This window comes from Hyalangium gracile, from assembly GCF_020103725.1.
Taxonomy (GTDB): Bacteria; Myxococcota; Myxococcia; order Myxococcales; family Myxococcaceae; genus Hyalangium; species Hyalangium gracile.
The window spans coordinates 54,520-78,249 of sequence record NZ_JAHXBG010000016.1 but is presented as its reverse complement, the minus strand read 5'-3'; the positions used below and the strand labels follow the sequence as shown (position 1 = coordinate 78,249).

The 23,730-nt window shown below is 65.3% G+C and carries 17 protein-coding genes; 7 read left to right on the top strand and 10 right to left on the bottom strand.

Annotated elements, in window-relative coordinates; translation table 11 throughout:
- Positions 1–2: 2 nt before the first annotated feature.
- From KY572_RS29130 to KY572_RS29115, 4 genes are read right to left on the bottom strand one after another with little or no spacing between them, the layout of a single operon-like run.
- The gene (locus tag KY572_RS29130; RefSeq protein ID WP_224246263.1) at positions 3–1,544 is read right to left on the bottom strand and encodes a DUF4340 domain-containing protein; all 1,542 of its coding nucleotides are present in this window, start codon (positions 1,542–1,544) and stop codon (positions 3–5) included.
- On the bottom strand, positions 1,541–3,112 hold the full coding sequence (locus KY572_RS29125; RefSeq protein WP_224246262.1) for a GldG family protein: 1,572 nt from the start codon (positions 3,110–3,112) through the stop codon (positions 1,541–1,543). The genes KY572_RS29130 and KY572_RS29125 overlap by 4 nt, the downstream gene beginning before the upstream one ends.
- Before the next feature lie 18 nt (positions 3,113–3,130).
- On the bottom strand, positions 3,131–3,934 hold the full coding sequence (locus KY572_RS29120) for an ABC transporter permease (protein WP_224246261.1): 804 nt from the start codon (positions 3,932–3,934) through the stop codon (positions 3,131–3,133).
- A 36-nt stretch (positions 3,935–3,970) separates the two neighbouring features.
- Positions 3,971–4,699: an ABC transporter ATP-binding protein gene (locus KY572_RS29115; protein WP_224246260.1), complete on the bottom strand. Its 729-nt coding sequence runs from the start codon at positions 4,697–4,699 to the stop codon at positions 3,971–3,973.
- Positions 4,700–4,924: 225 nt separating this feature from the next.
- Between KY572_RS29115 and KY572_RS29110 the strand changes: the two genes are divergently transcribed.
- Both KY572_RS29110 and KY572_RS29105 read left to right on the top strand, forming a co-directional pair.
- Positions 4,925–6,121 (top strand): aspartate kinase, encoded by a 1,197-nt coding sequence (locus tag KY572_RS29110; RefSeq protein ID WP_224246259.1) that lies wholly within the window; start codon positions 4,925–4,927, stop codon positions 6,119–6,121.
- A 149-nt stretch (positions 6,122–6,270) separates the two neighbouring features.
- Positions 6,271–8,832: a N,N-dimethylformamidase beta subunit family domain-containing protein gene (locus tag KY572_RS29105; RefSeq protein WP_224246258.1), complete on the top strand. Its 2,562-nt coding sequence runs from the start codon at positions 6,271–6,273 to the stop codon at positions 8,830–8,832.
- Between the two features lie 248 nt (positions 8,833–9,080).
- On the opposite strand, the gene KY572_RS29100 is transcribed toward KY572_RS29105, so the two are convergent.
- Positions 9,081–9,485, bottom strand: coding sequence for a PH domain-containing protein (locus tag KY572_RS29100; RefSeq protein WP_224246257.1), 405 nt, complete (start codon positions 9,483–9,485; stop codon positions 9,081–9,083).
- Positions 9,486–9,746: 261 nt separating this feature from the next.
- On the opposite strand from KY572_RS29100, the gene KY572_RS29095 reads away from it, so the two are divergent.
- Positions 9,747–11,018 (top strand): type I restriction enzyme HsdR N-terminal domain-containing protein, encoded by a 1,272-nt coding sequence (locus KY572_RS29095; protein WP_224246256.1) that lies wholly within the window; start codon positions 9,747–9,749, stop codon positions 11,016–11,018.
- A 230-nt stretch (positions 11,019–11,248) separates the two neighbouring features.
- Positions 11,249–15,067, top strand: a complete 3,819-nt coding sequence (locus KY572_RS29090; RefSeq protein WP_224246255.1) for a P-loop NTPase family protein — start codon at positions 11,249–11,251, stop codon at positions 15,065–15,067.
- 425 nt (positions 15,068–15,492) lie between these two features.
- Here KY572_RS29090 and KY572_RS29085 read toward each other — a convergent pair whose 3' ends face one another.
- The 3 genes from KY572_RS29085 to KY572_RS29075 form a co-directional block, all read right to left on the bottom strand.
- A complete protein-coding gene (locus KY572_RS29085; RefSeq protein ID WP_224246490.1) occupies positions 15,493–16,530 on the bottom strand; it encodes a CAP domain-containing protein in 1,038 nt (345 codons plus the stop codon).
- A 206-nt stretch (positions 16,531–16,736) separates the two neighbouring features.
- Positions 16,737–16,922: a hypothetical protein gene (locus KY572_RS29080; protein WP_263452090.1), complete on the bottom strand. Its 186-nt coding sequence runs from the start codon at positions 16,920–16,922 to the stop codon at positions 16,737–16,739.
- Between the two features lie 273 nt (positions 16,923–17,195).
- Positions 17,196–18,113 (bottom strand): SDR family oxidoreductase, encoded by a 918-nt coding sequence (locus tag KY572_RS29075; RefSeq protein WP_224246254.1) that lies wholly within the window; start codon positions 18,111–18,113, stop codon positions 17,196–17,198.
- A gap of 92 nt (positions 18,114–18,205) precedes the next feature.
- On the opposite strand from KY572_RS29075, the gene KY572_RS29070 reads away from it, so the two are divergent.
- Positions 18,206–18,838: a TetR family transcriptional regulator gene (locus tag KY572_RS29070; RefSeq protein WP_224246253.1), complete on the top strand. Its 633-nt coding sequence runs from the start codon at positions 18,206–18,208 to the stop codon at positions 18,836–18,838.
- A gap of 281 nt (positions 18,839–19,119) precedes the next feature.
- Positions 19,120–20,568 (top strand): hypothetical protein, encoded by a 1,449-nt coding sequence (locus KY572_RS29065; RefSeq protein ID WP_224246252.1) that lies wholly within the window; start codon positions 19,120–19,122, stop codon positions 20,566–20,568.
- A 138-nt stretch (positions 20,569–20,706) separates the two neighbouring features.
- Here KY572_RS29065 and KY572_RS47425 read toward each other — a convergent pair whose 3' ends face one another.
- Positions 20,707–20,838, bottom strand: coding sequence for a hypothetical protein (locus tag KY572_RS47425; protein WP_263452089.1), 132 nt, complete (start codon positions 20,836–20,838; stop codon positions 20,707–20,709).
- 603 nt (positions 20,839–21,441) lie between these two features.
- Between KY572_RS47425 and KY572_RS29060 the strand changes: the two genes are divergently transcribed.
- Positions 21,442–22,788: a serine/threonine-protein kinase gene (locus KY572_RS29060; protein ID WP_224246251.1), complete on the top strand. Its 1,347-nt coding sequence runs from the start codon at positions 21,442–21,444 to the stop codon at positions 22,786–22,788.
- 348 nt (positions 22,789–23,136) lie between these two features.
- Here the strand turns inward: KY572_RS29060 and KY572_RS29055 are convergent, their stop codons facing one another.
- The gene (locus KY572_RS29055) at positions 23,137–23,571 is read right to left on the bottom strand and encodes a hypothetical protein (protein ID WP_224246250.1); all 435 of its coding nucleotides are present in this window, start codon (positions 23,569–23,571) and stop codon (positions 23,137–23,139) included.
- Positions 23,572–23,730: the final 159 nt, after the last annotated feature.

Genomic DNA, 23,730 nt, shown 5'->3' with positions numbered 1-23,730 from the left:
AGTCAGGGCTGAGCCAGGGGAGCTCCGCCATCCGAGGCGCTGCCACCATCCGTGGCAGCGGGGGAGGAGCCCTCCAGCACGTCCTCGGGACGCTCGGGGAGATTGGAGAGGCGGACCTGCTCCACCTCTGCCACCTGGTTGCTGGAGCCCCGGACGTAGACGGAGCCTTCCTTGCCGGGCACCGCCGAGCCGATCCACAGCCGCGCCAGCTCCTTGCCGCTCGCGTCCTGCAGCGACACGCCGCGAGAGGTGTCGGTGATGCCGTACTGCTCCCACTTCCTCGGGTTGGCTTCTCCGAGGGTGGAAGCCTTCAGGTTGCCCAGGGTGTTGAGCAGCGAGGCCACCTTCACCGACTGGGCCTTGCCCGCCTTGGGAGACTCCACCTGCCAGCCGTCCAGGGCGTTCGAGTCCGGCTTCGTGTTGGCCAGCGTGAGGGGAGCGCCACCCGCGCCCGCGTGGAAGACGAGGCGCTTCACGTCCTCGCGCTTGAAGGTCAGCAGCAGCTTGGTCCGCAGCTCCGGCAGCCCCACGTCCAGCGCGGTGAGCGCGGCCTCGGGCACCTCCGCGAGCGTCGCCTCCGAGCCCTGCTCGCGCAGCGCGTACGTCTTCGTGGCCGCTCCCTCTTTCGCCTGGGAGAGCCGCACGCGCACCGGCTCGCCCTCCTTGAGCGTGAAGCGCGCATCCGCCACGGGCTTGTCCAGGCCCAGCCTCGTGCGCTCCGCCGGCGAGTCCGTGGGGAAGGAGAGCGCCCGCTGCTCGCGCAGCGACTGGAGCATCAGCTTCAGGCGGTCCGCGTCCGCCGCCACCGCCGTGGGCTTCGTCAGCCGCCAGGCCCCGTCCGCCCCGCGCTCCAGCGCATAGCTGTTCGCCTTCGCCGTCACCTCCACGGCCTTCAGCGAGGCCTCGTCGAGGCCGAGAACCTCCTTGTCACGCAGCGCGTAAAGGTCCTTCTCCAGCGCGTAGCGCACCGAGCCGTCCGCCGAGTACACGCGCGGGTCCCCATCGCGCCGCACGTACACGGAGCCGTCGAAGGTGTTCTCGATGCCTCCATGCAGCGTCACCGTGCGCTGGCGGGCCGGGTCGTCCTTGCCGCCGCCGGAGGCATCCGGGACGTAGGCCTTCGCCGTCACCGAGAAGACGGGCGTCTTGAGGCCGTACTTCTCCAGGTCCGCGTCGGTGGGAGCCTCCTCGACGGTGGCCTTGAACTTCGCGGACTGGAGCTGCTGGGTGATGTTGTCCACGACCCACTTGTCCGCCTTGCCCGACACGGGCGAGGTCAGGCGCCAGGTGTCTCCCTGGCGCTCCAGCGTCGCGGTGACGCCTTGGGCCTGCACGGTGAGCTGCGTGAAGACGGGCGCCGCGGTGCTGGCGCTCCCGGGCTTCTCGTCCGGCGTGCTCGTGGCGAAGATCTTCTCGGACTGCTCCTTGCGCTGGACCTGCGCCTCCTCCGGCTTCTTCACGCCGAAGTACGCGTACAGGCCGAGCCCTCCCGCGGCGAGGGTGACGGCGAGCAGGGTGATCAGGCTCTTTTCGGTCTGCTTCACTTGTTTCGCCTCGACAGCCAGATGGCCAGCCCCACGCCCAGGAGGGACAGGGGCAGCAGGTCCGTGGACACGAAGCGGATGTTGTCCAGCATGTCCCGATCGATCTCCAGCGTGGAGACCTCCCGGTCCGGCGGGCGGATGGTGATCTTCTCCACCTGGTTCGTCGCCCAGCCCAGGGCGTTGAGCACCAGGTTGCGGTTGGCCTCGTGGCCCCAGTTGGGATCCAGGAGGATCTCCGAGTCACCCACCACCACCACGCGCGCCTCGTCGAAGCGCTTGTCCTGGGCGCTCTTCGTGTCCCGCATGGCGGCGGCCACCAGGGTGAGCTGGCCGGACTTCTCTCCATCCGAGGGCGTGGCGTCCGCATCCGGCGTCGTCTCTACCCACGCAAAGGGCGAGGTGAGCACCACGGCCTGGGCCGTCACCCCCGGGGCCATGCCCTGGCGGAGCACCGTGAGGCTGCGCGCCGTGGGGAACTCGAGGTTGAGCTTGCGCTGGCGCAGCGGCCGCGTCAGCTCGTGCTCGCCGTAGAACATGGAGACGAGGACATAGGGGTTGCCGCTGTTGAACTGCGGGTCCGCGGCGATGCCCTTGTCCACCTCCACGCCGTACTCGGCCAGGAGCGTGTCCAGCTTCGGCTCGACGCTGGCCTCCGCGAAGTAGAGCATCCTCCCGCCCGCCGCCAGGTACTGGCGCAGCGCCTCCACCTCCGGCGGCGTGTAGGGCGTCTTCGCCCCGGCGATGATCACCAGCGCGGCGTCTCTCGGCACCTCCTTCTGGCCGGCCAGGTTCAGCTCGTCGGCGGTGTAGCCCTCCTGGAGCAGCTGCTTGCGGAGCTCCGAGAGGCTGTCGCTCGGCTGACCGGGGGCGGGGGGCTCGGACTCCAGCGGCCACTCGCCGTGTCCGGTGAGGAAGTAGACCTTCTGGGTGCCCACCGCGTTGAGCTTGATGAGGGCGTTGGTCAGCTCCTGCTCGGAGATGGTGTTGAGCGTGGTGTGGGACGCGCTGGCGCCCTCGCCGCGCACGAGCACCACCGTCGCCTGACCCTCCTTGAGCTGGTACTTCGCCGCCAGGTCCGGGTTCCGCTGCGGATCCTTGAAGGCGTAGCCGAACTTCTCGGGGGCCTCGGCCTGATAGAGGCGGAACAGCTGCTCCACGGTGTCGTAGTAGGGGTGGCTGGGCGGCAGGAAGGCCAGGGCGTGCACCTTCTCCTTCAGGCCGCCGAGCGTGGTGCTCGTCTGCGGCGCCAGGGTGAAGAGCTTCGCCCTCGTCAGATCCCAGCTCTTGTTCTTCTTGAAGGCGATGTAGTTGACGGCCACCAGCCCGCCCAGCGTCACCACGCCCAGCAGCACCGAGGTGCCGAAGAAGAAGCTGGAGCGGCGCGTGGCGACTTGGCCGAACTGCTGGAAATGGGTGGCGAAGTACACGCCCAGCAGCACCAGCCCGGCCACCGCCTTGGCGGCCGTGAGCGCCACCGAGCCCGAGGTGAAGAAGAGGGTGAACGGGCTGGACAGCAGGAACATCAGCCCGAGCGCGCCGAGGATCTTTCCGACGGAGGAGGTTCTCATGGGTTCCTCGCGGAGGGGCTAGGCCCAGCGCTGTGCTTCCACCGTGCGGTGGGTGAGCAGCAGCGAGAAGAGGATGACGGAGAAGAAGAACACCAGCGCCTTCAGGTCCAGCACGCCCTTGAGCAGGTTGGACAGCTGCGCGTCGAAGGCCAGGTAGTTGATGAAGGAGCGCACGGGCTCCTCCGCGCTCTGCGCCAGCCCGCGCAGCAGCATCCACGGCAGCATCACCGCGAAGGTGAGCAGCGCGGCCACCATCTGGCTCTCGGTGAGCGAGGAGATGAACATCCCCACCGCCATGCACGTGGCGCCCCACAGCAGCACCGCGCCGTAGCCCAGCAGCACCGTGGGCCACTCCAGCACCGTGCCGGAGGCGCTGGACCCGAACGCAGACAGCATGAGCGGGAAGACGATCGTCAGCCCCAGCGTCGCGCCGATGATGCCCAGCCCGCCCAGGTACTTGCCCAGCACCAGCTCCAGCGGGCTCACCGGCGTGGTCATCAGCAGCTCGAACGTCTTGTTGCGCTTCTCCTCGGCGAACAGCCGCATGGAGAGGAACGGTGCCACGAAGAGTGTGACGATGAGGATGACGCCCCACAATTGCACGACGACGCCGTCCGTGAGGTTGCGGTAGGCCACGGTGTCCGGCGGCATCTGCCCCCAGCCGAACGCCTGGGCCATCTCCTGCACGTCCTTGAACGTCTGCAGCAGGCCCATGAAGAAGAACGACGAGATGCCCACCATCGCCGTGAAGACCGCGTAGGCCCACGGGGTGGTGAAGTAGATGGACAGCTCCTTGCGGGCGATCGCCAGCGCGGTGCGCATGTGGAGTCCTCTCGGGAAGTCGTGGGGGAGGGCGGCTCAGGCGGCCGTCAGCTTGATGAAGATCTCCTCGAGCGAGACGTTCTCGGACTGGCCGTGCACCGAGGCCAGCTTCCGGATCTCGTCGTAGGCGACCATCTTCCCCTGGTTGATGATGAGCACCTTCTCACACGTCATCGTCACCTCCGGCAGGATGTGCGTGGAGAGGATGAGGGTGTGCTTGCCGGCCAGCCCCTTGATGAGGCCGCGCACGTCGGCGCGCTGAGAAGGGTCCAACCCCTCGGTGGGCTCGTCGAGGATGAGCACCGGCGGCGCGCCCAGCAGGGCCTGCGCGATGCCCACGCGCTGCTTGAAGCCCTTGGAGAGGTTCTGGATGACGCGGTCCATGACGTCCGCCACCCCGGTGAGCCCGGCCACCCGGTCCACCTCTGCCTTGAGCCCGCGCCCCGGCAGCCGCTTGAGCGAGGCGACGAACTTCAGGTAGCCGCGCACCGTCATCTCCGGGTAGAGCGGCGGCGTCTCTGGCAGGTACCCGATGCGCCGCTTCACCTCCAGCGGCTGCTCGAAGACGTCGAAGCCCGCCACCTTCGCCGTGCCCGAGGACGGGGGCAGGAACCCGGTGAGGATCTTCATCGTCGTGGACTTGCCCGCCCCGTTGGGGCCCAGGAAGCCGAGGATCTCCCCCTCGTTGACGCTGAAGGAGAGGCCCTCGATGGCGCTCCGCTCCCGGTACTTCTTCGTGAGGTTCTGGACCTCGATCATCGCCATGGGAAGCCTCCAGCCCGGAAGTCTTCGACCAAAGGCCGCCGGCCGTGGGAGGACAGCTCCCTCTGACGGCCTGGGAATCGGCGCGCGAATATAAAGGGGGGGATCGAGCTGTCAAGGAGGCGACCGCTCACCTGACAACCCCGCGTGTCCGGTTGGCCAGCGTCCTGCATGAAGGACTCATGGTGTGGTTTTCCGGACGCACCCAACCTGAGTTACGAGGCGTTTATGCCCATCGTGGTCCAGAAGTACGGCGGCTCCTCGGTCGCCGATGTGGAGAAGATTCGCAAGGTCGCCCAGCGCGTGAAGGCCAGGCGCGAGGCGGGCTACCAGGTGGTCGTCGTGGTCTCCGCCATGGGAGACACCACGGACGAGCTGCTCTCGCTGGCCAAGCAGGTGTCGCCCGATCCGCCCCGGCGCGAGCTGGACATGCTGCTGACGTGCGGCGAGCGCATCTCCATGGCGCTGCTCTCCATGGCGCTCCAGGAGCAGGGCGTGCCGGCCATCAGCTTCACCGGCAGCCAGAGCGGCATCATCACCAATGACACGCACTCGCAAGCCCGCATCGTCGAGGTGCGCCCCTTCCGCGTCTTCGAGGAGCTGGACCGGGGCAAGGTCGTCATCGTCGCCGGCTACCAGGGCGTCTCCTATAAGAAGGAGGTGACGACGCTGGGGCGTGGCGGCTCGGACACCACGGCGGTGGCGCTGGCCGCGGCGCTCGAGGCGGAGGCGTGTGAGATCTACTCCGACGTGGACGGCATCTTCTCCGCGGACCCGCGGGTGGTGCCGGACGCGCGCAAGCTGGAGACGCTCTCCTATGACGAGATGCAGGAGCTGGCCAGCGCGGGCGCCAAGGTGCTCAACGCCCAGGCGGTGGAGTTCGCCAAGGCCAAGGGCATCGTCATCCTCGCGCGCACCGCGCATGCGCAGGGCACGGGCACGGCCGTTCAGGAGCTGACGGTCCCCTCCGACACGCGCGTCAAGGGTGTGACGGCGGAGCAGGAGATGGCGGTGCTGTCGGCGTCCTCGGAGCGGGTGCGGCTGCCGGAGCTGCTGGAGTTCCTGGACGCCCGAGGCGTGCGGGGCAGGGCGCTGAGCTTCGACGGGCTGCTCGGGCGGGAGCCGAGGAGCTACCTGGCGGTGCCGCTGCAGGACATCCACGGGCTGGAGGCGGTGAGGCAGGATCTGGCCACGCGCTTCGGCCAGGATGTGTCGCTCCAGGAACAGGTGGGCACCGTCACCTGCGTGGGGGCGGGCATCAACGCGGACTGGGCGTACCTGCGCCGGGCCCTGCTGGCCGCGGAGGAGCTGGGGGCTCGGGTGCATGCGGTCCACACCTCGCCGCTCCAGCTCTCCCTGCTGGTGGACAAGGCGTACCTGAAGCCCCTCACCGCTCGCCTGCACCGCGAGTTCCTCGGCGCGTGACGGCAGTGCCCCTTCTGGGTAGCCGCGTCTCCATCTCCTGACGGAACGAGGGGGTGGAGTGTTGAGCGCTGGGGGCTTTCCATGACACGGCGCTTCCGATCCCGTGGCACGTGCTTACCGTCGGAACTCGTCGACCGGCGGAGGGCGGAATGGGGCAGGCAAGGCGGTGCTGGGGACTGGGAATCATCGTGCTGTGCCTGCTGGGGCTTGCGGGCTGCCAGGACCGCACCAGCCGGCCGCCTCCCTCCGAAGGCAAGAGCGAGACGCCGCCCCTCTCGGGCGATCCGGACGCGGGTCTGCCTCCGGAGTCGGGAGATGGGGGAACCGAGAACCCTCCCCCGAAGCCGGATGGCGGCACGCCGGAGCAGCCCCTGCCCGAGCCCGACGCCGACGCCGTGCGCAAGGAGAACCAGCGCTCGGGGACCGAGGACTGGCGCATCCGGCGCGGTGCCAATGGCAGGGAGATCGAGGGCTATCCGCTCGTGGCCACGGTGACGCAGGGGCAGCGCGTCCCAGTGGCGGTCAACGTGCCCGAGGCGCGCAACTTCCGCTGGTACGTGTACCGGCTGGGCCACTACGGCGGTAAGGGCGCTCGGGAGCTGGCCCGTGGAGGCCCGCTCCGGGCGCCGCGTCAGCCGGAGTGCCCCATCGACGAGAGCACGGGCGTGGTGGCCTGCCAGTGGGCGCCCACCATCGAGATCGAGACGAAGGCCGACTGGGTGCGCGGCGTCTACCTGGTGAAGCTGGTGCGCGAGGACGGCTACGAGCGGTACGTGCCCTTCTTCGTGCGTGACGCCAGGCCGCGCTCGGAGGTGGTGGCGATCATCCCCACGGCCACGTGGGCCGCGTACAACGTGTGGGGAGGCACGAGCCTCTATGACGACAAGCTCGGAGTGATGAAGCGCAAGTACGGCGTGAGCCGGGCGTTCCAGTCCTCCTATGACCGTCCCTACTACCGAGGCCATGGCGCCGGACATCTGCTGATGGACGATCTCAGCCTGGTCACGTGGCTGGAGGCGCAGGGGCTGGACGTGGGCTACGCCACGAACGAGGACGTCGACGCGCGGGACTTCTTCAGCGGCGCGAAGGCCATCTTCATGTCGGGCCATGACGAGTACTGGACCGGGACGATCCGCGACCGGGTGGACCGGGCTGTGGCGGAGGGCCGCTCGCTGATCAACCTGGGCGCCAACCAGGCCTACTGGCAGGTGCGCCTGGATCCGGCCAAGGACGGCCGGCCCCGCCGCATCGTCACCTGCTACAAGGGCGATGTGCGCGATCCGGTGGGGGCGCAGAGCCCGCTGCGGACGGTGAAGTTCCGCGATGCGCCGGTGTCGCGGCCGGAGAACAAGCTCTTCGGCGTGATGTTCAACAGCCGCTGGCACCAGTTCTCGTTCCCGCTGGTCATCACCGACCCGAACCACTGGGCCATGGCGGGCACGGGCTTCCGCGCGGGCGACACCATCTGGATGGCCAACGGCTACGAGCTGGACGAGATCGTCAACAACGGCCAGTCGCCGCAGGGGCTGCAGGTGCTGGCCGAGTCTCCTGGCCTCTCGCTGCAGGGTGCGTTCGGCATCGGGCAGATGGTGCTGCGCAAGCAGGGCGATGCGTGGGTCTTCTCCTCGGGCGGCATCGACTTCGTGCACACGCTGTCGGACGCGCAGGCCGCGGATCCACGCGCCGCGCGCATCGTGGCCAACGTCCTCTACCGGGCGCTGGGGCGCTCCGTGCCTTCCAACCTGGTGCAGTTCCCCCCGCCGAGGCCTCCGGTGCCGCAGGGGCCCTTCGCGAGCCGCGTGCAGACGGTGGCCGGCCAGGCGGGGCTGAAGGGCGGCATCGACGGGCCCGCGGGCCTGGGGCAGCTCGGCGCGCCGGTCGCCGTGGCGGTTCTGCCTGACGGCGGGTGGGTGGTGGCGGACGCGCTCTCGGACTCGGTCAAGCGCGTGTCCTCCATGGGAGACATCCAGACGGTGCTGACGGGGCTCGACGGTCCGATGGGAGCCGCCGTCGATGCCTCGGGCAACATCTATGTCTCGGACACGGACCAGCACTGCATCCGCCGCATCAGCTGGGATGGCACGGCGACGGTGTTCGCCGGGGCGCTGGGGCAGGCGGGCTCGTCGGACGGGCTCGCCACGAGCGCGCGCTTCAACCAGCCCGCGGGTCTGACGATCGCGCCGGACGGAGCGTTGCTGGTGGCGGACATGACCAACGGCCTCATCCGCCGGATCGATCTGGTGGCGCCGGGCAACCCGGTGACGACGCTGCAGGCGGACAAGTGGCTCTACCGGCCGTCGGCGCTGGTGTCGAAGACGGACGGCACGCTCTACATCGTGGAGACGGGCATGGCGCGCGTGGTGGAGCTGAAGAACGGCATCGTCTCCACGGTGGCGGGCACCACGCCGGGGTACGCGGATGGCGCGCCGGCCACGTCGCAGATGCTGCCGTACCTGGGCATCGCGCTGCTGGAGGATGGCTCGCTGGCGGTGGCGGACCCTGGCAACTACCGCATCCGGCGCATCCTCTTCCGGTCCGACGGCAAGGCCCGCGAGGTGACGACGCTGGCGGGCTCGGGACGGTTCGGCGCTCGGGACGGGGATGGGCAGAACGCGGACTTCGTCCTGCCGGCGGGACTGGCGGTGGGGCCGGACGGAACGCTCTACGTGGCGGACTCGGGCAACGCGCTGCTGCGCTCCGTGCGGCCCTGAGCAGGCTCGAAGAAGTCCTTTCGCGACGTCTGCCAGGGCTGCGCCACCTGAAACGGGCAGAGCGCTCGAGTCTGCCCCCGCGTCCGGTCCGCCCTCGTGCCGGGCGCAACTTGTCCGTACTGGTCTGCTTGTCATACCAGTTGGGAACCGGTCCGCTCACAGGGCTCCTCCCTGGCAGGGCAGTTGCCTGGGCACAGGCGCCTCCCTCCAGGTGCAAGAAGTTGCTCGGAATGACTCAACCTGTGCGCTCAGGCGTCCAGGGCAGCCTTCAGCAGCTTGAAGAAGCGCTCGCCCTCGGCCGCCTGGGACTTGGGGATCTTGAAGGACAGCGGCTTGTTGACCGCGACGTTGTTGACGAGCTCGGTGTTGCCATCGACACCGATCTTGATGTCGGCGTCGGTATCGAAGGTGCCGGCGCTCTCGTAGGCGACGTACTTCACGCCCTTGAGGGGGAAGTACTTGTACTCCTTCTTCCCGCCGAAGATGCCCTGGACGTCGACGGTGAAGATGCCGTTGGTCGTCACGGCGATCTCGTCACGAGCGAAGCGGAACACGGCCAGCACCGTCTCGCCCTCGCTCAGGAATCGCTCCAGGTTGTAGGACGACTTCGCGTTGACGTCGGCATGGCCGATCATCTTGTCCAGCAGCCCCATGTACCCCTCCGTGGATGGGTCAATCCGCTTCCAAGCGCGAGCGGCCTGGGTTCCCCGGTTTACCAGGGCTCACTGACTTCTATCCGCATATACTTCGTGATCCTCCAAGCCATCTCTCCACCCGAGAGGTTCTGTCGAGGCCTCGGTCTGCTCGCTCGGTGGCGGTGAACTCGTGTCCGAGCACGCGAGGTCCCGCGCTTTCTGGTGTAAGCTCAAGCAGCTCAATGGGGGGACCTCCCAAGGTTCCTATGGAGGTATAGAATGGAAGCCAACCAGTTGCTCGATCTGGTCAAGCGATTCAACGAGAACCGGGAGTACATCACCAACGAAGAGACCGCCAAGATGGCGCTGGTGGTCCCCTTCATCAGGTTGCTTGGCTACGACCCCAATACTCCCAAGGAAGTTCGCCTCGAATACGCGGCGGAGTTCACCCAGGGAGATGGGAAGCGCCTGCAGGACCGGATGGACTTCGCCATCTTCGATCAGGCAGGCACCAAGCCTTTGATGGTGATCGAGACGAAGCCACTCGGCACGGACCTGATGGCCAAGTCGCAACAACTGGCCCGGTACATCGCGCAGATGGCGGATCTCCATTTCGGGATAATTACGGATGGGTGTCACTACCTCTTCTTCGGTGATCTCGAAAACCCGAACCAGATGGATCGCGAACCCTTCTTCAGCTTCTCTCTGGAGGACACCAAGACCGACTGGTCCAAAGTGGCGAAGTTCCTCTCAAAGTTCAGCCGGGATTCCTTCAATGCCGAGACCCTGGTGACGGATGCGGAGAACAGCCGCTACCGCCAGGCGATGATCGACAGGCTCGCGGCGGCCCTGAAGGCTCCTGCCGAGAACGAGGGCTTCATGCGGTGGTTGACGGAGGAGGTCTACAAAGGAAAGCGGACGGGCGCGGTGATGACCCGGCTCGGCGAGGTCGCGAAGGAAGCGATCGAACCCGCTCTGCTCCGTGTCATGGGCGACGACTTTCTCGACAAGCTCAAGGAGCGCATCCAGCGCCTACGCGAGACAACCGAGACATCGGGGGAACTGCCCCAGAACGTCATCAAGCTCGAATCAGCAAAACCGTTCGAGGATGCAAAAGCGACTCCTGCTGAAGAGAAGCAGCGCATGGCCATCGAGACGACTCAGGAGGAACTCGACTTCTTCGGCCTCATTCGGGACATCTGCGGCAAAGGGGGCACCAACCCGGAAGAGATCCTCTACAGGGACACGACGGGCTACTTCAATATCTCCTACCGCAAGCCCACCAAGTGGTTCTTGCGCTTCTTCAGCAACGCTAGGCGCAAGAGCATCGTTACATGGGTGCCTGCAGAGGAAGCAAAGCAGCTCGTTTCCGGTTTCGTGATTGAAGAGGCTCCCTCCACGTTTGGGGTCTCACGCGTCTACATCGATAACATCGCGCAAATCTGGGCTTTGAAGGCGCTCGTTCTGCGGAGCCTGGAGCTCTCGAAGGCCAGCAAAGATGAAGTGACGAGCGAGGCGGCCGCAGCTCTCAAAGAGACACAGCCACTGTGAGGGGAGGGAATTTCTGGTGGGGCGAGCAGGCATAGTGACAGGAGTCGGTCCAATTTGTTCGAGCAAAATGAATATACCTTGGTGTGCATTGTTCACTCTAATGATGAGTGGGGCGCAAACATCAGGCGAAGGTCTGAATTGCGGAATTCCTGACCATTAGAGAGCCGACAAAGTCATTGATGGCTAGTACGTTAACTGAGCTAGCAGCCAGCGAGAAGTCGGGAACAGCCGTGACGACGAAGAAGACTGCGACGAAAGCCGCCAAGAAGACTGCCAAAGCCGCCAAGAAGACTGCCAAGAGAGCCATCGGCAAGGCAAAGCCGCGTTCGAGAAGGAGGAGTCGCGGAGATATACAGGCGGCAAATCAGCGTGGTGCAGTGAGGTCTGCTTCTCAAGGTGGAGGGTTACAGAAGGCTGCCTATCGGGTTCCGTTTATGGTGCGAGCCGCTGATATTGCCAATTTACCTGAAGAGCAATTCAAGGAGTTCGTGAAGGCGCTGATCAGGTGTGAGAGAAATGACACATCATTCACGAGTGGAGAGGCGACTTTCGGCGATGAAATGAAGGCTGCCGACCAAGGAGCAGATGCAGTTACAACTTACTTCTGCACCTCTGTTCCTCCTTCTTCGTCGCGAGCATCCAAGTTGATTCCGGAAGGAGTAGCTATCTGGCAACTTAAGGCTGAAAAGCGTGCACCTACACTTGAGCAAATCAGAAGAGAAATTAAGAAGTCGGCTGTCCAGAAGGCGCTGAAAATCAACGGTAGTTACATTCTTGTAGCGCAACAGCCCAATACAGCCAGTGGACAAGTTCGCGTTAGAGAAGACCTCAAGAAGGTTGCGAAGACAGAACGTGCGGTTTTTGTAGGTCAGTCAAGCTTGGAGGAACACGCACGGCGTTATCCAAGTATCGCTCGATTGGTCGCTGCTCTGACAGGTTCGGCCGACGCATTCGGAAGCATGAAGGCTGGGATAGAATGGTCGAAGGAATACCCGCACGACACCGAGTTCCAAGCGTCGAGCGGTCGAACCGAGCAAATGCGTCAAATCATGGAGTGGCTGAGAGCACCCAGCACGACTCGCGCTAGTAATATTCGAGTTCTAGGGTCTCCTGGGATAGGCAAGACGCGGCTTGTTCTGGAAGCACTTCGCATTGCCGAGATTCTCCCTGTTGTTCTCTACGCCCCCGGCAAAAACGCCATCCCAGGGGGATTTCTCGCGCAGGCTGCAAGTAGCGATTGGGAGTGCATTCTCGTTGTCGATGAGTGCCGCGATGCCGAATTGCGAGAACTGGTGTCTGCATTCGGACATGTCTTCGATAGGGTACGGCTGATTTCAATTGGTCATATTGAAGACGAGACAGAAGGGACATACGGGCCAGAGACAACTGTTATCGCTGTCAAACGACTCGATTCGCCATCGGTTGAAAGAGTCCTGCTCGCAAAGCACCCGTCTATGCCACCAGAGAGAGCAGCATGGGTCGCGCTGAAGACGGGAGGCTATGTCAAGCTTGCCTTGCTGCTAGCCGATGCGATAGCCAGTGCTGACAACGAGCGTCTTGAACGCTTGGATGAAAAGCGACTTGTCTCCGATTACTTGCGCGTTGTTCTCAGGGGCGATGAGAGTCTCAAGCTTTTCAAGATGATGGCACTGTTCACCAGAGTCGGCTTCTCGGGCGAAGTCGCACAGCAGTTTGAATACGTGGCACGCAGGCTTGGCGTTTCGCGAGTCGACGCGGATTTCGTTCGCGGTGAGGCAGAAAGAAGAGGATTCGTTTCACGTGCGGAACCGTACTGCTATGTGACCCCAGAGTTGCTGCAAGACTGGCTCGTTACTGTTCTTCTTCGTGATTCATTTGATGCTACGCTGCGTATGCTCCAAGGGGCGCCTCCCGAACTCTTGAACTTGGCCGCGCCACGCCTGAATAGGTTTGTCGATGAGGGAGTTCAAAGAGCTCAACACTTGGTTGGGCAACTCGTTCTTGATAGTCCCACGTTCGCCGAGATACGATCGCTTGAGAATGAGCATGTGGCCCGTGCTGTTTGCCGCCTTGCGCGGGTTGCGACATCTAGTACGGCGGCCTTGGTTGAGCGATGGGGCCGGTTAGTTGAAATAAACGATGTCCCTGTGTCAGTCCGCCGTGCTCTCGTCTATCTGCTGCTTGAACTTCTGTGGCATCCGGATTGGTTCCGCTTCGCCTTTGAGCAAATGCTTCGCCTTGCATGTGATGAGGCCGAACCGGGTGTTGCCAACAATGCAACTGGATCGATTGAGGCGGTATTCTTGATTCATCTCGCTCCGACTCAGGTTTCATATGTAGAGCGAGTCGAGACTGCACGGGAGTTTTTTGCTAGAGGAGTTGTTCCAGTTCGACGCTTGCTGGTTAATGCCGTGGCGTCGGGATTGGAGATTCGGGAGACTGGGATTGTTTCCCCTCTTGGTCGAGACCTTCGCAAAAGTTGGAGGCCGCGGTCTCTTGGCGAAAAGCTTGCTGCGAAAAGGGAGGCGCTCGACTTTGTCTCCGCAGCATTGGCTGATGATGATAGTTCTATCAGGGGAAATGCCGCAAAGCAGATCGTGCAAAACTTCCGCTCATTGCTGTGGGTTGGCTTGCATGTGGAGGCGCTAAATGCGCTTCGTTTGGTTGGGCTTGGATTGCCAATCGTTCGTGAAGAACTAGAGCATGCTATCGCGTGGGATGCGAAGAGAGTTACTCCCGAAGCCATGGAGGACGTAAAGCGCCTCTATGCAGAACTACCAAGTGATTTGTTGACTGAAGTCAGATTTGCTACGGGAGGTTGGGATCTCCTTGAAAATGAACACTCCGAGTTTGGCCTCCGGCAGCGGCCTGGCTTGGCAGAACTTGCGCGGCGTGTTCTCGTCTCTGACCTAGGGGATCAGGTTGTCTCGATCTTGCTTTCAGAGCAGGCACAAAACTCAGGGCCATTTGCATATGAACTTGGCCGAGCTGATGTGGGCCGAAATCTCTGGGGCTCAGTCATGCGGCAGAGGGGCAACAGTCGAGCGGCATGGGTCGCTTCCATCTACCTGTCGGGTAATCTTCATTCACGTTCACAGGAGCAGGAGTTCTTGCTGTCTCTCCTATCCTCAGGTGATCGCTTTTTTGTAGAGGTGGGTAGCCGGACACTTCCAGGGATTGAGCCCAGTCGCGCCATTCTTGAAGATGTTGGTGAACGCATCAGACGTCATCAGATTGCACCCAGTTGGCTCGCAGGAATTCAATTGGGTGGATGGACGTCGCGCGTTGATAAGGTTGGTTTGACTGTCCTTATGCGTGCACTCTTGGAGCATAGTTCAGAGGGCGTTGAAGTTGCGCTTGATGCGGCACGCATGGCTATTCATGGCAAGGTGTCGTTGGATAGTGATTTGCTGCTTGAACTTACTGAGAGAGGACTGGGAGTTCCGCGGCACAGTTCGCACCAATGGGCCAAGGTTGCGAGAGCCGCGCTGCCCAAACGTGCCTTTGAAATCGGGGCAATGCTGCTTGATAACGTAAACAAGCATGATTGGATTGCGTTTGATGATGAAGCTGTTGAAGTCTTCAAGGAGTGCATTGTTGCTGTAGGTTCGAAACTGGCAATGAGAAGTCTTGGGCATGCTGTTGTGGGAGAAGAGTACAACCCGAGAGTTGTCAGGCTGTTGGGGCCCGAGGTAGTCGAAGCACTTGGTGTCGATGCTGTCCTTGAGTGGGCACAGAATAAGGGCAAGCCAGCTCAAGCTGTGCTGGCTATGATAGTTCCTACTGCTCCATTGCCCATGGTATTGGCAATGTTCGAGCGATTTGGCGCGTCGAGCACATTTGCTTCTGCTTTCAGTGCTGAGTTCCTCTCGGGTACTTTTTGGGGTCCTGTCTCTGAGCATTATGCCAAGCAGGCGCATGCGCTTGAGGGATGGGCTTCTGAACAAACCTTTCCGAAGCAATTTAGATCTTGGGCGGCGATGCTTGCTGCCCGCCTTCGACGGAATGAAGTTCGTGAGCGGGAAGATGAGCGGAAAAAGGCCGAACTAGAGAAGCTTGATGAGCGGTAATCTTTGGTAGTGGCCCTTGTCGGGCCTGCGGCAGCCGCTTGCGACGGGCAAGCTGGAGTGACCGCTGCGTCGTGCCCGCAAGTGGGCGGGCATCGGCCGGGAGGGGGCGGATTGGCTGACACGACCTTGCCACTGGCGCTCGCGTGCGACATACGTGCAGCACGAATGGAGGAAGTTGCTAATCAACCGTAAGCATGGCGTGCAAGTGGTGGTGGCGGGAATCCGGGATTCGCCCTCGCCGTCGCTCGCTACCGTGCCACTGCGGCCGATGACCTCTACGTCCTGGACGTCACCGCTTGCTGCCTGCTCATCGAAGGTATCTGTCCGACGACAGTCGGCCCCCTTGGTCGAGCGCATCTGTCAGTGGGCGATCGCCTAGCGAGCCGACCCTGGCAGCGCGTTTCGCAAGGCCCTTGAGCACATGCTCAAACTGTGGGACGGGCTGTGCCTCTTCTTGAACAATCCAGTTGTATCCACTGATGAAACCATGTCGAGCGGCAATCCGCGATATGGTGTTGGTCCGGCGGCGTAGACGAGGGCCACCCGTTACGTGGGCGCCCCCTTGCCAGCCTCGGTGCGCACCACTGCCGCGCCCACGTGCGAGGTGGTGCGTCCGCCTGCGCCGCGGCGCGTGGCAGGTTCAGCACATCCGCCACCTCGTAGAGCTCGATGGCCACCGTGCGCGCCTCCGGGAGCACCTTCATCGCTCGCTCGTACAGGGCGGTGTGGACCACCTCGCCAGGCGCGTGATTGCTTCGGGCCACCTCTGCCGCCAGGGACACCAGCACCGGGCTGCGCACGAGGGCAGGGCGCTTCGCCTCGCGCGGCAGCGCGCGCAGCCGCGCCACCGTCTGGTAGGCCTCCTCGCCCGGGCTGCCAGCCTGGAGATGCACGGGTGAATCGCTCGCCATCACCTCGACGACGAGCGCCTCGCGCCCCCCCTCCTTCGAAGGCTTCCAGGCCAGGCCGATGCCCACCAGGCGCAGCTTCGGCGAGAGCAGGTTTCGGCGCGACTCGGAGAGCAGCTCGATGCCGAAGTGCGCCGCGAGCGGCCCGGAGCCCCACCCCAGGTTCTCGGCCACCGAAGAGCTCACCGAGACACCCTCCAGCAGGCGCTCGCGCAGCGTGGTGCCATCCGGCGCCTGCGGGCCGTAGAAGCCCTCACGCGCCATGCGGTCGGCATAGGCCTGGGCCACCCGCTCCAGCAGCCCGTCTCGCTTCACCCCGGTCAGGCCCTGGCCCTTGCGCAGGGCGTTGATGCGCAACAGGACCTCGTTCCGCGCTCCCTCTACCGTGGAAGGCTCGGACGGTGCTGGCGCCTCCGGCCCCACGCGCACCTGGAACACGCCCGCGACCGTCAGCGCCGCGTCCTTGCCGGCGCTCACCACCACTGTGTGGACCCCCTCTGCGGGCAGCTCCAGCCCTGCACAGAAGGAGCGCCCCGCCTGCCTCACCAGCCGCACCGACTCCACCGCGCCGGACGGACGGACGACCTGAACGCTCGGGTGCGTCAGCGGGGCTAGCAGCTCGCCGCAGAGGATGTCTCCAGTGCCTGGGGCCTGAACGGCTCTCGCGAAGGCTTCAGCACCGCGAGCGCCACCTGCGTGCCTTCCACGGCCACGCCCACCCCCAGCAGTGAGGCCGCTCCGCCGAGCGCGGCCTTCTTCTCCTACAGCAGCTCGAGGGCATGCTCGGGCGCTGTCGCCCGCACCGCCGCCGTGGTCGTCACCAGGTCCGCGCCGTCCTCCCAGCTCACCGCCACCGTGGCCGCTCGCGGGTCTGGCGCGCTGGTCACTGACGCTTTCAGCGCCTCGCGCGCCAGCCGTCTCGCCGCCTGGGTGAGCAGCGCATCCAACTCCGGTTGCTTCTGTCCACCCCGCACCACCTGTGTCTGTCTGCACGACCCGCGCGGCCTGCTGCTCCAGCTCTTGGGGCATGAGGGGAGTGGCGGCCAGCACTGCCCCATCATGAGCACCAGCATCGACACACTCCTCCCGTGGCCCTCATGAGCTTGGGCGGAAAGTGTCATCAATTCTGAAAGCCAGCTGCCGGCGCGTGCTCGGGCCACGGCCCGGCGAACGCCGCAAGGGAGTAGGGCGGGCAAGGAGCTCGAGCTCGTGGGCCGCGCTCACGGAGCCTTCGGTGACGGCTCGAAGTAGTGCCGTTCGGCCAGGTCGGCGAGCAGCCCCGGGTGCGTCGGCTGCCAGCGAAGGAGCTCCCGCGTGCGCGCACTGGACGTGGGGTTGTCGAACTGCGCGAACGCGGCGAGGAAGCCGAGGTACTTGCCGGCCTCCTCGGCCGGGATGCTGACGGCCCGCAGCCCGAGGCCGCGACCGATGGCTTCAGCGATCTCCCGGAAGGGGACCCCCTCGTCCGCGACCCCATGCAGCCGCGAGCCCGCCGGCGCTGCCTCCAACGCCAGTCGGTACAGGCGCGCCGCGTCGAGCGTGTGCAGCGCGGGCCAGCGGTTGGCCCCATCCCCCACGTACGCGGCGAAACCATTCCTCCGCGCCATCGCGACGAGAGACGGGACGAAGCCCTGGTGGTCCAGCGCACTGTGCACCGTCGGCGCGAGGCGGATGACCGAGGCCCGGACGCCGCGCTTGCCGAGCGCGATCGTGGCGTTCTCCGAAGCAATGCGCGGCCCACCGCCGTCGTCCTCCTCGGTGCTGGCGCGACCACGCACGGCATGCGCGAGCGAGAACGTGCCCGCCGTATTCACGAACGGTTTGCCGGAGCCCTCGAGCGCCGAGCCGATGGCCTCGACAGCGCGGAGGTCGGCGGTCGCGGCGGCCGCGTAGTCGCCGGTGAAGGCCACATCGTGCTTGAACGCCAGGTGGATGACGCCGTCCGCGGCGGCAGCGGCCTCTTGGAGAACCGCGAGGTCGTCGAGGCTGCCGCGCCGCACTTCGACGCCGGCGGACGCCAATGCGGCGGCCGAAGCGTCGGACCGGGCGAGACCGACGACCTTGTGCCCCGCGGAGAGCAACTCGGGAATGACAGCGGAACCGATGTGACCGGACGCACCGGTGACGAAGACACGCATGGAAATCTCCTGATGTCAGAAGCTGACATCACATCTAACAACTGATGTCAGTTCCTGCAATCAACTTTCTGGAATCGGTTACACTGGGGCGCATGGGCCGCTGGGAACCCAACGCGCAAGAACGGCTGCGGCACGCCGCGATGGAGCTCTTCCAGGAGCGCGGGTACGACCGCACCACGGTGGAAGAGATCGCCGCGCGCGCCGGGCTCACCGAGCGGACCTTCTTCCGCTACTTCAACGACAAGCGCGAGGTTCTGTTCTCTGGCTCGAAGGAGCTCGAGAAGCTCATCGTCGATGCCATCCAGAGTGCTCCACCGGCGATGGCGCCGCTCGACACCGTCGCCACCGCTCTCGAAGCCACGACGCCCGGGTTCGAGGAGCGCCGCGCGTACGCGCGCAAGCGACAGGCCCTCATCGCGGAGCACGCCGAGCTTCGAGAACGAGAGCTGATCAAGCTCTCATCGCTCGCATCGGCGATTGCCGACAGTCTGCGAGCTCGTGGCGTCGCCAGGCCAGCCGCCAGCCTCATCGCCGAGGCGGGGATCGCCATCTTCAAGAACGCGTTCGAGCGCTGGGTCGAGGACACCGGGGAGCACGGCGACCTCTCGCATCACGTCCGCGCGGTGCTCGCGGAGCTCCGACTCGTCACGGCTGGAACGGGCGCGGCGCCTTCGAGCCTCCCTCCAACGAAAGCGACGCGACGCGGCCGCCGGGCCTCCCCCTAGCGGGCTCCCGGCGTTGCCTCGTTGATCCGTCCGTGGTTCCAACGCCAGCACTCCGCCCCTGGTGACAACCGTCATCGCCCTGGTGAGTGGATTCACCCTGCGCGCCGGGCCACCGCTGGTGACAGCCGGCTCCGCGTGTGCGCCTGGCTGCGCGTAAGTCCCCGGAAACACGTCCGGTTCCGAGGCCTCCCGCCATGGCACGCGCGCTGCAGTGAGGTCTTCCCGTCAAAGGCAGCCCCCTCGACCACCCGCCCCCCTCGTCTTCCCCAGGAGTCACGTCCATGCGCCTCGGCAAAGGAATCCCCAAGCTCTCGCTCCCCAGCAGCAAGCCCAGCGGCAAGCCGAGCGGCAAGCCGGACACCAAGCCCACCCCCTCGCCTCGCCCGGACATCAACGGCAACGTTCCCGGCAAGAAGCCCGGCGCCAGCTTCGACAACTTCAAGCCTGGCAGCGGGCTGGACAAGCTCAAGCCGAAGGGCCTCGGCGGCCTGGGCGACGTGCTCGGCGGCGGGCTGTCGGCCGTGGGTGACGTCGTGGGCGGAGTGGCCAGTGGCGCGGCGGGAATTGCCGGCGCGGGTGCCCAGGTCGCCGGCATGCTGCCCGGCGCCATGGGCATGATGGCCCCGATGATGCCCCCGGCCATGATGGGCGGCGCCATGCCCCCGGCCATGATGGGCCCGCCGATGATGCCCCCGATGATGGGCCCGCCGATGATGCCGCCGATGATGCCGCCGGCCATGATGGGCGGCGGCATGCCCCCGGGCTTCATGGGTCCCCCGATGATGCCGCCGATGATGCCCCCAGCCATGATGGGCCCGCCGATGATGCCCCCGATGATGGGCCCGTCGATGATGCCCCCGGCCATGATGGGCCCGCCGATGATGGGCCCGCCGATGATGGACCCGGCCATGATGGGCGTGCCCCCTGAGCTTCAGGGCGCCCCGGTGGAGGAGCAGCAGGTCGAGGCCGAGCCCGCTGCCAAGGCCGAGCCCAAGAAGTCTCTCGTCCCGAGCGCCGACGACAAGCGGCCGGAAGGGGACACCCGGTCGGCGAAGGAGATCGTCGAGGACACCCCCGTGCTGGCCAAGCTGGGTCGCCAGAAGGACATCAAGTGGAACGACCTGTGTAAGCAGACGGGCGTCGACCCCAAGCTCGACATCAAGGACGCGAAGCAGAACCCCGACGCCGTCTACCGGCTGGCCAAGGTGCTGGAGTTCATCGACAGCGCCAAGTCCGCCGATGGCGGGGACCGGTCGAACAAGGTCCAGAACGGCACGGGCGACGGCAACATCGAGGGCCTGACCAAGGATGGCGATGCCCGGCACGGCACCGAGGCCGGCATGGTCAAGGACTTCGCCGAGCAGGGGTACTCCTTCCTGGGCGAGCACCAGCTGCCCACCACGAATGACACCCACGTCAAGGCGGACGGGAGCAACAAGGACAACTTCCAGTGGTTCGCCGGCGAGGCGGGCAAGCACCTGTGGTTCCTCCCGGGCGTCAGCAATGTCCTGACGGGCATCGGTAACTCGGAGGGTGGCGTCGGGGGCGTCTTCAAGGGCGCCGCGGAAGGGGTGCTCAATACCTGGAAGGGAGCCGCAGAGGGCGTCGTCGGGGCCTTCACGAAGGGCCGCGTCAACCCTGCCTCCCTGCTGTTCGGGGCCTACACGGGCGCGCTGAGCCAGACCGAGGCTGCTCCGCAGCCGGTGAAGGATATCGCCAGCTTCTTCTGAGCCAGGGGGCCATGACGGAGCCTGCCGCTCGCCAGGCCGGGGGCAGCAGGCGCACCAGAAGACGGGCTGAGCGGTTGACCGACGCACACCTGGGATTCCAGCCACGGCTGGCCCGGGTGTGCGTCGATGCTTTCGAGCTCAGGAGATCACGTCGCCGAGCTTCTCGAGGGCAGACTTGATGGCATCCGTGGTCGTGTCGAACTGCCTGGCGAGGCTTGTGGCCAGGTAGGTCACGGCCACCGTGGACTCCGGGCCTCGCGAGAAGTCCATTGCGATGCGGACATCCCCTGGCCACGCGAAGGCGGCAAGCTCTTGCCGCCGCTGATACGGGTTGAGCAGCGTGAAGCACGGCCACTGCGGGTCAACTCCCGCTTCGTCTCGACTGTACAGTTGACGAGGCGCGGTCCGGGGAGAAGGAGCCGCTTGGCCGGTACCTGGAGGACGAGGGTACAGCCATTGAGGGTCAGGTTGGGGCCGAGATGATAGAGGGCGTCCTTGTCCTTGAGCTCCAGGCGCTCATTCTCGATGACCTTGCCTTCCAGGATGACGTTGGTGAGCCACATCGGATCGCCTTTCAGAAGCCAATCATCCGGAACAGCTCCTCCGCCATTCTTCGTCCGTGCCTCGCCATATTCGAAGCTGAATGGGTCAGAAGCTCGTACCTGTGGCCTGTCTGTGGGTACACTGTGAGTCGCACGCCGCGCGCCGCCGGCCAGTCCTGCTGGTAGTTTCCTCGAGCGGGGGCAGAGCCGAAGCCGGAAGAGGCAAGTGAGCCGCCTGAGCCTGGCAGAGGCGCCTGGCCGTCACTCGTGGTCGCCTCAAGACCTCATGTCCGGGAGCGGCCCGGGTCTGGCAGAGTGGCTCCAGAACCGTATGGAGCTCCTCTCACCCTCGCATCCCGCGCTGCTGCCTCTCGACACGGTGGTGGGGGCTTGGCGCGTAGTGGCCAGGGCCGGCTGCGGCGTCTACGGCGCCGTCTACCGTGCCGTTCCCGCGCACGACGCGCACGGCGCCCCCGTGGCGCTCAAGCTGGCACTGCATCCGGCGGACCCTCGCTTTGCCCGGGAGGCGGAGCTGCTGGCTCGATGTCAGCACCCCAGCATCCCTCGTCTGCTCGATCAGGGGTGCTGGCACTCCTCCTCCGGCACCTCCCATCCGTTCCTGGTCATGCAGTGGGTGGACGGCGTGCCCTTGTACGACCAGGCCCGACTTCAGCCGCCCAAGCCATCCCAGGCGCGACGCTGGATGCTGCAACTGGTGCAGGCACTGGCGGTCCTGCATGCGCAGGGGGCCGTCCATCGGGACCTGAAGGGGGGCAACATCCTGGTGCGCCGCTCCGATGGCCGAGCCATGCTCGTGGACTTCGGTACCGGCCTCTACCCGGGAGCGGGCACCCTCACGCCGGCCATGGCGTTCCCAGGCACTCCGATCTATCGCTCCCCGGAGTCCTGGCTCTTCGAGGTGCGGTTCTATCGAGACGCCGCCGCTCGCTACCGTGCCACCGCGGCCGATGACCTCTACGCCCTGGGCGTTACCGTTTGCTACCTGCTCATCGGAGAGTATCCGGAGCCCGCAGCGCCTTCTCGCGGTGCTGATGGAACCGTGCACCTGGAGGGAGTGCTGCTGCCTCCCGCGCTTCTGAAGAGCTCCACTGTGGATCCCGTCCTGCGCGCCTGCGCACTGCGCCTGCTCTCGGTGGACCCCGCGCAGGGAGGGACCGCGGCGCAATTGGCGCAGGAACTGGAATCCACCCTCGAGCCTGCTCTCTCCGTCCCTCGACACGTCTGGCGCAAGCGGGCTCTGGCCGCAGCTGCGGTCCTGGCCCTGTCCCTCGGGGTGTGGAGGGCTCTGCCTGGCAAGCCGCCACAGGCGCCATCCGTCGCACGGGCTGAGTCCTCGGGAGCCGAATCCGGGGAGGTGGGTACTACTGGGCTCGGAGAGGCCGCAGCCGAGCTGCCTCAGGAGAAGGCTCCCACGGACTCGTCGGAGGAGGTGTTGGGCGCGGCCCCCTTGCCCAAGCCAGAGCCTGGACAGTTGCGGCCCGATCAGAGAGGGCTCTGTCCGATCAAGGGGCAGGTGATCCTCAACGGAGTGTGCTGGTGGATAGGCATCGGGGATGCTGAGAAATGCCTGGAGCTTGGGGGGCAGGTGGTCAAGGACACCTGCTACGTGCCCGTCATCCTTCCCAAGCGTAAGAATCCCCCCACCTCGGGCCCCTGAAGAGTCCGTGAGCGCACCTTGCTGAAACGAATCCCCAAGAAACCGGGCACGGTCCTGACGCTCGCGCTGGAGGACGACCTCTGCACGCTGGCCCAGCTCCGCGACAACTCCTTGATGGAGCTCTTCACTATCCCGCAGCCCACACGGTCTACGTCCGGGCTGGCCGCCGGGTCGCTTCCACGTGGGGGTCTTCTCAGAGCGCCGGCTGCCTGGCGCATCGGACGAGAGATGGCGTGAGCAGTTGCGAATAGCGCTCTCACCCAGAATCCGAGCGCCGTCGCGCGCTCCGACCATCCATTGGGCGCGACGGCACCGCTCGCTCGAAGTATCTGGCCGAGCCTCCGCACGTCAGAACCCGAGGAACTCGAGCTCGTCATCCGTGAGCTTGTGCAGGGGCTGGCGGCTCTTGACCGCGCCCGTCCTCGGGTCGTTGTAGAGCTCCGTCTCGGGGAGGTTGCGCAGGACCAGCTCCATCTTGCGGATCTGCCCTCGCTCCGAGTCGATCATCTCCCGCTCGCTGATGATGTTGGCGATGACGCCGGCAGGCACGACGCCGCGAGTCGAGTCGCCCTGGCTCTGGTAGGAGACGAAGTCCGAGTCCTGGTTCTGGTACTGGATGACCAGGGCCGCCAGCCGCTCTGCGTCGATCTGGTACTCATCCCGGATTCGCTTCATCCGCCCTTCGCGATCCGCGATTCGCGCCACGATCTCCTTGACCTTCTTCTGCATGGCCTCTCGAAGCTCGGGAGTCGTCTTGGTGTTGTAGCGGACGGAGTCGAACATATCCCCTGGTCTCTCGACGCGATGACCCATGGCTCAGCTCTCCAGTGTGTGATTGGCGGAGCACGGAAGTGCCCCGTCGCCGCGACGCGCGGCATCGGGAGGGCCTGACCGGCAGCTGGAGTACGGCATCCTCCAGCGCTCTGGCGAGATGCTGGTGAG